This is a genomic window from Mesorhizobium sp. B2-5-3, assembly GCF_006441005.1.
In the GTDB taxonomy this organism is placed as follows: domain Bacteria; phylum Pseudomonadota; class Alphaproteobacteria; order Rhizobiales; family Rhizobiaceae; genus Mesorhizobium.
In genome coordinates, this window is record NZ_VFUS01000007.1 from 353,599 (window position 1) to 364,663 (window position 11,065).

An 11,065-nucleotide genomic window follows, 5' to 3' on the forward strand; every position below is an offset into this window, starting at 1 on the left:
CTGAGTGTCAACCCCCGGTGCTTCGCTTATGGGCGGCCAGCGCCATTAGATTGCGGTCGCGCCAGGCGCTGCGTTCGGCGAGTTGGGATGCTGACAACTTTTCGCGGCGCGCTTCCTCGGCCTTGGCAACCAGCCCTTCCGACCAGGGGGCCGGATCGCGCCTGGCGAGGGCGATCGAATGGTAGAGCGGTCCCAGACGTCTCGCGTAGTCCGCGATCCCGCCGGGCGCATTCAGATCGATCGTCTCGAAAGGCCCCATGAAGGACCACCGGTAGCCGAGCCCATGCGATACCGTAAGGTCGATATCGGCGGTACTTGCCACGCCCTCCTCGAGCAGGGCCCAGGCTTCGTTCAGCAATGCCCCCTGAAGCCGGTTGAGGACGAACCCTTCGACTTCCTTGCGCACGATCACGGCAGCCTGCCCTACGGCCTCCATCTGCACCCGCAGCCACGCAACGGCCTCCGCGTCGGTCCAGGGCGCCGGGACCAGTTCCACCAACGGGATCAAATGCGGTGGATTGACGGGATGAGCGACGAGAAAACGCCGGCGGTTGGCACAGGACCCGGTGAAGGCCGAGGCCGGAATGCCGGAGCTGGAGCTGCCTACGACCGCGTCGGGCCGCATCGCCCGGTCAATCTCCAGACAGACCGCCTCCTTGATGTCGCGCACTTCCAGCACCGACTCCTGGATGTAGTCGGCATCCGCTACCGCACCCTCCAGCGTATCGACAACGTTCAGCCGCCGCATGACTGCATCGACGGCATCTACCAGCCCGGCCTCTTGCATATCGGCAAGGCTGGCCCGGATCTTGTCGAGCACCGCGGCGCGGATGTCGGCGCTGCCGTCATAGATGGTCACATCATGGCCGGCCCGGGCGAAGACGATCGCCCAGCCACGGCCGACCAGTCCGGCACCGACAATGGCGACTTTGCGGATTGCATCCATCATTGCACCCGTGACGTCTCGCCGTCCGCGAGGCAAATTTCGGTGATCCGCAGGCCATCCTGAGTGATGCGGGATGGGAACCGGTCCTTCAACCGCTCTTCGTGGATGGGAATGACCCGCCGTGCCTCGTGGCCCACCTGCTTCATCATCTCCTCGGTGGCGAGAACGAGATTGGTCTGGCTGCCGACCGCAAGCCCCACCGGAACGTAGAGCGTCTCGATATCGACGGCAGCTCCCGAGCCCTCGATGTTATCGAAGACGTAGACCAGATCGCCAGCCAGCACCCAGGTGTCGTCCTTGCCGTTGCGCACGGTGACCCACATCGATCCGTAGGTATGGCTGTCAAAGGCGGCATGGAGATCGATGTCGGGCAGGACGTCCTGTTTCGCTCCGTCGATCGTCACCAACCGCTTCTGACGGGCCAGGTCGACGCCGCGCACGATGTCGCCCGGGTCGACGGCTACGTTCATCCAGCGCATGCGATCCGGCAGCGACATCGCCCAGACCCACTTCGCGATCTCCCTCTCCTGGATGTAGAAGGTCGCATTCGGGAAGTCCTCGACATTGCCGAAATGGTCGAAATGCGCGTGCGTGACGAAAACCGTGTCGACGCTCTTTGGCGAGAGGCCGATTTCGCCAAGAACGGCCTCGGGCGAGTGCCAGTTCTCGACGCCAAATTTGTCGGCGAGATGCTTGCCGTAGTCCTTGTTGTTGTAGCCGACATCGACCATCGCAACGCGACCGTTGCCCTTGATCAGCGCGTAGCAGTAGGGAAGCTTGACGTAACCCTGGTTGTGGGCGCCGTAGAGCACGCCGCTCTTGTGGTAGTTGCTGACATAGCTGTACTCAAGCACCCAGATCGAATATTGGCTCATTGCTTCCTCCCTGTTGTCGCCAACGCTGCGCACAGCTGCAGCAGGCGTGATTGAAATCGACCGGCGTCATACCGGCCCGCGGTTCCGACGCCGCCTGCAGCCCGGCGTAGGCGCGTTTGATCCTCTCCCCGGCCCGGTCGAGCTCCTGCTGCCAGTCGCGCCGCAGTCGGGCCGAACCGAAATCGTCCAGGACCTCGCCCAGCATTGCATGGGCGGCCCCCAGACGCGCGCAATGGCTTTCGAGCCCATGCGGCGCGTGCAAGGCGCCCAGCCGCTGCTCCACCTCCGTCCACCGTTCGCGGGCCACCGGAATGTCAGGCAGATCGAGCACGTCGCGGCGTCCGCCGGCCTGAGCCAGGACCAGCAGGCCAGCGAGTTGGCCGATCAGCCGGCGCAGGCCTTCGTAGACGGGGCGGGTTGCCACGACGTAGCGGACGATGGCTTCGTCGGCCAACGCGGCATCGTTGACGGTGGCGACGGGTTCCTCGCTTCCGGTGACGGAGACATGGGGCGCCGCGACGACCTCGCAGTCATAGCGGTGGACGCTTACCGCCCGCTCGAAGAAGCGCTTTCCCGGGATATCAGCCATGGTGCCTTTTTCGCGTCGTCGCGCGCTCGATCACCGCGCCGGGCGGGATTAGTTGAACGATCGGCTCCCGGCCGGAATTCGTGCTCAATTCCTTCGCCAGGCTGACCGTGGCCTCGAGCATCTGGTCAATGGGCTGCCGGACGGTCGTCAGCCCGTGCGAAGGCCAGTGGGCCATCTCGATATCGTCGAAGCCGACGATCGAAATGTCGTCCGGCACGCCGAGCGCCAGCTCTCGCCGCACGCCGTCGAGAAAGCCAATGGCGAGAATGTCGTTGGCGCAGAAGACACCGTCGGGAACCTCTTTCAGGTCACGCAGCTTGCGCGCCGCTTCGTAGCCGGCGTGATAGCTGAACTGGCCTGCCTCGATAACTATCGGCGCGGCGAGGCCACGCTCGACGGCGCGTTCGCTGAAGCCCCTGTGGCGTGCGACATTGGTGGAGGCATCGGGCAAGGCGGCGATGTAGGCCAGGCGCCGGTGGCCGGTATCGACGAGATAGTCGGCGATGCTGCGGCCGCCGAGTATATTGTCGCAGGAAATGCCGAACGCGTGGTCGTCGGCCGAGAGTCGGTTGAAAAAGATCACCGGAGTGCCGGCCCTACGGCATTCCTGCGCGGCCGCCGAAGACAGGGTGGCCGCCAGGATGATGGCAAGATCTGGCTGGTAGTTGAGCAGCAGGCGTAGCGCCTGGTCGACGTCTCCCGACTGGTCGGCGGCGACGAGCATCACGTTCATGTCGATGGCACGAAGGGCGGTGGTCAGCCGCGTCAGCACTTCCGGATAGAACGGGTTCTTGATGTCCGCGACGACAATACCCACGATACGCGTCTTCTTGGTGATGAGGCTGCGCGCGAAAGGGTTCGGCGAATAGCCGATCTCCCTCGCACGGTTCAGCACCAGGTCCCGCGTATTCTTGGCGATCACGGCATCGGCGTGAAAGGCCCTGGATACGGTCGAAACAGACATGCCGAGATCGCGCGCCAGATCCTTCACGGTCAGGCGGGGCTTGCTGTTCTTGTTGCGGGCGATGATCGACATGAAAACTCCGTTGGCGCGCTGGCTTAGGCCTGGTTGCGACCTCCATAGCGGCGGACCCGGATGTTGGCCTGCTCGGCATGCCCATAGAATCCCTCGAGGACACACAGGCGCGAACAGTACTCGCCTATCATGGCGCTCGCTTCGTCGGTCAGAACGCGCTGATAGGTGCAGGTCTTGATGAACTTGCCAACCCACAAACCGCCTGTGTAACGGGCCGCCTTCTTGGTCGGCAGCGTATGGTTGGTGCCGATGACCTTGTCGCCATAGGCAACATTCGTACGCGCTCCCAGAAACAGAGCGCCGTAATTGCGCATGTTGTCGAGGAAGTAGTCCGGATCGCGCGTCATGACCTGGACGTGCTCGGATGCGATCCGGTCGGCCTCCGCGACCATTTCCTCGTAGGAAGCGCAGACGATCACTTCGCCATAGTCCGCCCATGCCTTGGCGGCGATCTCGGCGGTCGGCAGGATCTTCAGCTGCCGCTCGATCTCGGCCAGGGTGTCGCGCGCGAGCCTCTCCGAATTTGTCAAAAGCACGGCGGGACTGGTCGGACCATGCTCGGCCTGGCCGAGCAGATCGGTCGCGCAGATCTCGCCGTCGACACTGTCGTCGGCAATGACCAGCGTCTCGGTCGGGCCGGCGAACAGGTCGATGCCGATACGGCCGTACAATTGCCGCTTGGCTTCAGCGACGAAGGCATTGCCAGGACCGACGAGCATGTCGACGCGCCCGATGGTTTCGGTTCCGAGCGCCATGGCGCCGACGGCCTGCACACCGCCCAGAACGTAGATCTCGTCCGCGCCGGCCATGTGCATCGCGGCCACGATAGCCGGATGCGGACCGCCCTGGAACGGCGGCGCGCAGGCGATGATCTTCTTCACCCCGGCGACCTTGGCCGTCACCACGCTCATATGCGCGGAGGCGACCATCGGGTATTTCCCGCCCGGCACGTAGCAGCCGACTGTTTCCACGGGAATGTTCTTGTGGCCGAGGACAACGCCGGGAAGCGTTTCCACTTCGAGGTCCTGGAGGCAGGCGCGCTGCTTCTCGGCGAAATTGCGAACCTGGGCCTGGGCGAAGCGAATATCCTCGATGTCGCTTGCCGACACCTTGGACATCGCCTGCTCGATCTCGCTGTCGCTGAGCCGGAAGCTTGGCGGCGACCATTTGTCGAAACGCTCCGACAACTCCCGGACAGCGGTATCGCCTCGCTTTTCTATGTCGGCAAGGATCGTCTCGACGGTCGTCCGGACGGCCGCATCGCTCTGGGCGACAGCTTCGGGATCCCTGCCCCGTTTCAGAAAAGTCGGCATATTCTCATCCTTATGTTGAGTCAGGTGGGCGGCAGGATGCCGTCCACCTGTTGCATTGCTGATCGTCAGGGTTTTACCGTCGGCTCGATCTTGGTGAGCTTGTATTCGTCGGCCGGAGCCTTGCACGATGAGCAGTTGATGCCAGGGGCATCGGGCGCCTGCTTCACGTCCGCGGGCAATGCCTGAATGGTCGCTCCTGGTGTTGGCTTGCCCTCGAGCGCCGACTGCAGCGACAGTTCCGGCAGCAAATCGGGATTGAAGACCTCGGTGACGAAGGAACTCGGGACCTTGTCGGACGGGAAAACATTGCACCCGTCGGCGAAGGTATCGCCTTTGCAGGGTTTTACTTGATCCGCTGGCACCCAAGGCAGCGGGTACTCGATGTTCATCGGCTTCAGGTCGCGCTTCTTGGTCAGGATCTCCATCATCAGCTTGAAGGCATAGCCTGACGTAGCAGGCGGCGAACCGGCGGACACACCCTTGAGACCCATGCCTTGCATCTTCGGGTCTGCCAGTCCGAGACGAAAACCGTCCGAGTTCTCGCCGGTCATCGGAACCAGTTTGTTGCCCTTGTCGAGCAGCGCTTGAACGGCGCCATATTCGCCTGCCTGAGCCCAGATGCCGTCAACATCGGGATGCGCAGCGAGAGCCTTGGCCGTCTCCTGCTGTGTGGTGCGGTCATCCCAGTAGGAGTAGTATTCCGCGACGACCTTGATGCCGGGATACTGGTTGAAAATGTGCATCGCGCCGTCGGTGTGGCGCTTATCCACCGAGTTGCCCGGGACGCCACGGCTCAGGAAGATCTTGCCCTTGCCTCCCAGGATATTGACCAAGGCCTGGGCGGTGTTCTCGCCGAAGCCTGCGGTGATATAGCTGACATTGTAGGCGCAAGGCTCGGTCACCGTGGCGTCGTACATGAAGAAGAGCACGCCCTTCTGGCAGCCGCGATGGACCGTGCGGTTCAGCGCCGTCGACGAGATCGGGAAGCTGATGATGCCGTCGGCGCCAGCCTGTATCATGCTTTCATAGGCCGAGATCTGAGCCTGGGGGTCGGTTCCCGAGATGACTTCCTTCAGCTCCACCGTCTTGTCGTAGGGCGGCGTCTGCGCCAACGCCTTGACGATGTTCGCAGCCTCCGACTGCCACGAATTGCCGCTGTAGCTCAGCGACAGATATATCTTGAACTTCTTGTCCTGCGCTTGGGCATGGTCGACAACCATCCCAACGCCCATGGCGGTGGCAAGCGTCAGCGACGCGGCCAGTCCCAGTCTTTTTAACAGCCTCATTTCGATCAACCTCCCGTTGGAATTTGGCCCTTGCAGGTGCCGGACCAGAGCTTGTGAGAACGTTCTCACAATTGGACAAACGCATTTCACGCACAGGCATGGTCACTTCCTCCGCGTCAGCATTCGATTTCCGAGATCGGCCAGGAATTCACCGCGCAGCACCAGCAGGGCGGCGACAATGATTGCGCCCTCTATGACGGTGCGCCATCCTTCGTTGAGGCCGATGGCGGAGATAACGGTGCCAAGCGTCGTCAGAAGAATTGCGCCGCCGACCGTCCCGATGAAAGTTCCGCTGCCGCCGAGGATCGAGGAGCCGCCGACCACGACGGCAGCGATGGAAGGCAGCATGTAGCTGTCACCCATCCTCAGCGTCGCCCCGTTCGAATAGCCCACCAGCATCATGCCGACGAACCCTGCGCAGGTGGCACTGATCGCATAGGGGGCGAGCTCGAGCCGATTGACAGCGACGCCGGCGATAAGGGCGGCGTTCCTGTTGGTGCCAAGGGCGTAGAGCCGGCGGCCGAGCGCAGTGAAGTTCTGCAAGAACCAGCCGAACAGGATGAAAACGACGGTGAAGTAGATGACCAGCGGCACGCCGAGGAACCATTCCTTCATCAGCCATAGCAAGACGGACGGGGAACCGCCGCGCGGCGTCCCGCTGGTATAGCCCAGCGCCACCGAAGCCACGACGATCGAGGTCGCCATGGTCATGATGAAGGGAGGAACCTTCAGCCAGACAATTCCCAGTCCGCTGATCGTGCCGACCAGCGCGCAAATGACCAGAATGGCCGGCAGCATGTACCAGATGCCGGCGTTGCCGCTACCAATCCAAGTCGTCGTCAACACGCCGCCGAGCGTGATGAGGGCGGGGACCGATAGGTCGAGCCCGCCGATCAGGATGACGAGCCCTTGCCCGAACGACAAAACGATCAGGAAGGACGCGAGGATAAGAACCGTCAGCACCTGATCCCAGGAACCCAGCGCCGGACTGATGAAGCGCGAGCACACCACAAGCACGACACTCAGCCCAAACACCACAAACGTATTCACCACCTCCCGGTCGAGCCTTTGCCTGCCGCGCCGGTCGGAATTGGCCTCGAAACGCGTTGCGACGTCCTTATGCGCGTTCACCGGATCTCTTCCTTCTTGAGCAGGCGCGCCACGGCGCTGCCGAACACGATCGCAAGCACCAGCACGAAACCTTGGAATATGCCGGTGTAGAAGGACGAGACCCCACCCGAGAAAAGCACCTTCTGCAAAAGCATCAGCGTACCGGCGCCGAGGATCGAGCCAACGAGGCTGCCTCGGCCGCCGCTCAACGGCGTGCCGCCGAGCGCCACCGCGGCAAAGGTGAGCATCAGGAATGGCGTGCCGGCTGTCGGATTTCCTGTCGCCGTCTGGGCGCTCAGCATGAAGCCGGCGACGCCGTAGAGGATGCCGGCGCCGACAAAGGCCGTGATGCGTACCCCTGCGACGGGCACGCCGGAGAAGCGAGCCGACTGCTCGTCGGCGCCGATCGCATAGAGGCCGATCCCGGTATTGGTCCGCCGGAAGGCAAGCCAAAGCGCGATGGTGGCAACCAGAAACAGCCCGGCGATCGGGATGATACCGAACAGGGTGTCGGTCAGCGTGTAGGTGACGAAGTCGGCAACCATACCGCCAGGCGCGTCCAGGATAACCAGCGCAAGCCCCTGGCAGACGATCATCGTGCCGAGCGTCGCCGCGATGGTCTGCAGCCCAAGCCTGGCCACGAGAATGCCGTTGATTGCCCCGACGGCACCGCCGATCGCACAGCACATCAGGAGGCTGGCCAGCGCACCGCCCGGACCATCGAACGGATAGACCGCCATCAGCACATTGGTCAGCGAGACGACGCCTGCGACGGACAAGTCGAAGCCGCGGCTGATGACGACCAGCGTCTCGCCCGCTGCCGCGAGCGCCAATGGCGTCGAGTTGTTGACGAGATCGGTGAAGGTGTAGACCGAAAGCGCATCCGGTTGCCAGAACGCGTAGAGCGCATAAAGCAGGACATAGATCATCGCCACGATGCCGGTGCCGCTGATGACAGCCCTCCATAACGCGGAGCGGCGGGGCGCGGGATTTGCCTGGACCGCGGTCATGCGGCCACTCCATTCACCGCGCCCGCAGCGTGGCCGATCAGCGCGCCGACGATAGTCGGCTCATCGATGGCATCGCCCTGATATTCGGCGAAGACGCGGCCGCCATAGAGCACCATGCAGCGATGCGCGAGATGGACGAGTTCCGGCAGTTCGGACGAGTAAAAGAGCACCGAGCCGCCATCGGCAGCGAACTTCCGGATCGCCTCGTAGATCGACTGCTTGGTTCCGACATCGACTCCACGCGTCGGATCGAAAAGCAGTAGAGTGCGCGCACCCGTCATCATGACGCGCGCCAGAAGCGCCTTCTGCTGGTTGCCACCGGAAAGCTCATCGATCTTGAACTGCAGATAGCGCTCCTGCAGTTCGACCGCCTCAGCGGTTTTTTTCGCAATGCGACGCTCGCTGGCCGGCCAGACGACGCCACCCTGCGCGATACGCGAAATGATAGGCAACACCATGTTGCTGGCGGTGCTGAGGCCGGCGAAAATCCCTTCCGACTTGCGGTCCTCCGGCAGGTAGGCAAGGCCGTTGCCGAAATGGAGCGCGGCGCCCGGGCTAGCGATCTGGGCGGGCACGCCGTCGATCTCGATGCCGCCGCTTTTCGCCTTGGAGAGGCCGATCATCGTCCTGAACAGGTCGCGCTGGCCCTGCCCCTCGAGCGCGGCGATGCCGACGATCTCACCTCGCCTGACATCAAACGACACGTCGCGCAAAATGCCGCCGGAGAGGCCCCGAACGCTGAGCGCGACGGGCGCGGTGTCGGCGACCAAAGGCTGCGAGGCGGTCGTCTCACGCGCGCTTCGGCCGACCATCATCTCGAAAATGTTCGCGTCCGAAGCGCCGGACAACTCGACGGTGCCGATGCTGCGGCCATTGCGCAGGATGGTGGCGCGCGAACACAGGGTGCGCACCTCGCCGAGGCGGTGGGAAATGTAGAGGATGGCGGTCTGCAGGTTCTTCTGCCGGCGCACGAGCTCAAACAGCCATTCGACGTCCGCCAGCGCGGCCGTCGGCTCATCGAGGATCAAGAGCTTCGAGGCATGGGTGAAGGCGCGCACGATCTCAAGCCGCTGACGATCCGAAAGCGAAAGCACGCCGACGGGCGTGTCAGGATCAAAGTGGGAGAGAGCGTAGTCGTTAAGAACCTTGCCAGCTGATGCCGTGGCGGTGCGGCGCGAGACGAGACCTAGCTTTCCCTTCGGCATTTTCGGCAGCACGAGATTCTCGGCGATGCTGAGATTCGGCAGCAGGCTGAGTTCCTGAAAGGCCGTCGCCACGCCCTGCGCCCGCGCATCGATGATGCCACGCGGCGCATAAGGCTTGCCGAAGATCGACATGGATCCGCCGTCAGGCGTCACGACGCCGCTGAGGATTTTCACGAGCGTCGATTTGCCGGCGCCGTTCTCGCCCAACAGCGCATGGACTTCCCCTGGCCGCAGATCAATGGAGACGGAATCGAGTGCGACTGTGGGTCCGTAGGATTTTGCAATATTCGCGATGCGAACAGCCAGCCGGATCTCGTCGGTACCCATACCTCCTCCCAAAAGGTAAGTCCGCCGCAGCGGTGAGAACGTTCTCTGAGAACGTTCTCACTAATCCACAAGCACCGCCGGCTTGTCAATTGTGAATCGTTCATTTCTTGTCGAACGCACCAGGCTCCCGGCCTCCGGGCGGCACTTGGCCGTCTTTTGAGTGCTCAGAAGTGGCTGAGCCGGCGCCTTTTCTGGGCGGCTGGTCGGGGGGCGCCCGCCGGGATGGATTCTGCCCCTCGGACTGATGCGTTTTCTCATTCACCTCGCCTGAAGGGCGCGTCAGGCCTTGCCCGGACGCCGGCGGCTTGTTGCCTGCGGCGTCCTGGGAGAATGAATCGGCGGGATCGCCGTCGCTCCTGGCCGGATATTTGGTGGCACCAGTCTCGCGGCGATTTTCGCTTCCAGTCATGGCCGGTCCTCCTTTGGCACAGTCATTAACCTGGGTTCGACCGGCAGGTTCCAGCGGCTAGGCCGGAAGCGCAGATTTGAATCCGCCGCCGCTCCTATGGCCGGAAACCAATTTGGCGGCGCTGCGTTGACCCCGCAGGATCAGATCCCCCAACAGCTTCGGAGAAAATTCATGCTCGACCGCAGCGGAAGCGCCGTCCTGACGACCGACAGTCTCTGACAACGGGCAGCAACATGGCTCGCATCGAGCGCGGACATTGTTTCTGCGGTGCCGTCACGGCGGTGATGGAAGGAGAGCCCTTCTGGACCTGCTTCGACCATGACGACGATTGCCGGCGGGCGATCGGCGGACCTATGACCATCTGGATCGGCTATCGTCCGCACCAGGTCGAGCTGACCGCCGGGAAGCCGAAGACCTTTTCGAAGACGAAGGGGGTCGTCCGCTCCTTCTGCGCCGATTGCGGTACCTCGATCTTCTACGCCGACGAAGGCCTGCGTGACGAACTCTATGTCTCGATCGGCTTCATGGACGCTCCGGAGCGGTTTCCGCCACAGGCACAGGCCTATTGGGATATGCGCCTGCCATTCATCGAAATGGCCGACGGCTTGCCGCGCGTCGACGGCTACACGAGGCGCCGCGATCCAGCCTTGGGCAATCCGCGTGACCGTTGATGACGCGCGCCACACTAGGCCCCGCAGGCTATTGCCCGATCAGGGTCAGGCCAAAGAGAATGGCCAGCCACAGGCCCACCGCCGCGACCGCGAGCCTGGGGAGGATGCCCTCGCCCGCCAGATGCATGAACAGCAGCGCGATCACCACTGTCTTGGCAGCCGCCGCGGCAAGGTTGATCGCGGAATTGAACCCACCGAGGTCGACAAACGAAGAGCCGACGGTAAGCGCCAGCAAGGCGAGCAGCGCGAGATAGGCGAATGTGAGCTTGGCGAGGTCGCTCATCGTCA

General features: G+C 63.1%; 11 protein-coding genes. 1 reads left to right on the forward strand and 10 read right to left on the reverse strand.

The annotated features are described in order from the left end of the window. Positions 1–7 precede the first annotated feature (7 nt). The 9 genes from FJ867_RS19220 to FJ867_RS19260 all read right to left on the reverse strand — a co-directional run bounded on the left by FJ867_RS19220 (position 8) and on the right by FJ867_RS19260 (position 9,697). Complete coding sequence (locus tag FJ867_RS19220) at positions 8–946, reverse strand: 3-hydroxyacyl-CoA dehydrogenase (protein ID WP_246675081.1); 939 nt, start codon at positions 944–946, stop codon at positions 8–10. Then, positions 946–1,821 (reverse strand): N-acyl homoserine lactonase family protein, encoded by an 876-nt coding sequence (locus FJ867_RS19225; protein ID WP_140496115.1) that lies wholly within the window; start codon positions 1,819–1,821, stop codon positions 946–948. The genes FJ867_RS19220 and FJ867_RS19225 overlap by 1 nt, the downstream gene beginning before the upstream one ends. Continuing rightward, on the reverse strand, positions 1,793–2,410 hold the full coding sequence (locus tag FJ867_RS19230; protein ID WP_140556173.1) for a hypothetical protein: 618 nt from the start codon (positions 2,408–2,410) through the stop codon (positions 1,793–1,795). The genes FJ867_RS19225 and FJ867_RS19230 overlap by 29 nt, the downstream gene beginning before the upstream one ends. Then, positions 2,403–3,446, reverse strand: a complete 1,044-nt coding sequence (locus FJ867_RS19235; protein WP_140496117.1) for a LacI family DNA-binding transcriptional regulator — start codon at positions 3,444–3,446, stop codon at positions 2,403–2,405. The genes FJ867_RS19230 and FJ867_RS19235 overlap by 8 nt, the downstream gene beginning before the upstream one ends. Positions 3,447–3,469: 23 nt before the next feature. After that, positions 3,470–4,759 (reverse strand): histidinol dehydrogenase, encoded by a 1,290-nt coding sequence (gene hisD, locus FJ867_RS19240; protein WP_140518013.1) that lies wholly within the window; start codon positions 4,757–4,759, stop codon positions 3,470–3,472. Positions 4,760–4,824: 65 nt separating this feature from the next. Beyond that, a complete protein-coding gene (locus tag FJ867_RS19245; RefSeq protein WP_224618028.1) occupies positions 4,825–6,045 on the reverse strand; it encodes a sugar ABC transporter substrate-binding protein in 1,221 nt (406 codons plus the stop codon). Between the two features lie 102 nt (positions 6,046–6,147). Then, entirely contained in the window at positions 6,148–7,176 is a 1,029-nt protein-coding gene (locus FJ867_RS19250) for an ABC transporter permease (RefSeq protein WP_181168393.1), read from the reverse strand. Further along, positions 7,173–8,165 carry an ABC transporter permease gene (locus FJ867_RS19255; RefSeq protein WP_140518011.1) on the reverse strand — a complete coding sequence of 331 codons (993 nt, stop codon included), beginning with the start codon at positions 8,163–8,165 and terminating at the stop codon, positions 7,173–7,175. The genes FJ867_RS19250 and FJ867_RS19255 overlap by 4 nt, the downstream gene beginning before the upstream one ends. After that, complete coding sequence (locus FJ867_RS19260; protein ID WP_140496121.1) at positions 8,162–9,697, reverse strand: sugar ABC transporter ATP-binding protein; 1,536 nt, start codon at positions 9,695–9,697, stop codon at positions 8,162–8,164. Before FJ867_RS19260 ends, FJ867_RS19255 begins: the two co-directional genes overlap by 4 nt. A 642-nt stretch (positions 9,698–10,339) precedes the next feature. Here FJ867_RS19260 and FJ867_RS19270 point away from each other — a divergent pair. Continuing rightward, on the forward strand, positions 10,340–10,777 hold the full coding sequence (locus tag FJ867_RS19270) for a GFA family protein (protein WP_140496123.1): 438 nt from the start codon (positions 10,340–10,342) through the stop codon (positions 10,775–10,777). A 28-nt stretch (positions 10,778–10,805) separates the two neighbouring features. Here FJ867_RS19270 and FJ867_RS19275 read toward each other — a convergent pair whose 3' ends face one another. After that, on the reverse strand, positions 10,806–11,060 hold the full coding sequence (locus FJ867_RS19275; RefSeq protein ID WP_140522223.1) for a cytochrome C oxidase subunit IV family protein: 255 nt from the start codon (positions 11,058–11,060) through the stop codon (positions 10,806–10,808). Between the last annotated feature and the right edge of the window lie 5 nt (positions 11,061–11,065).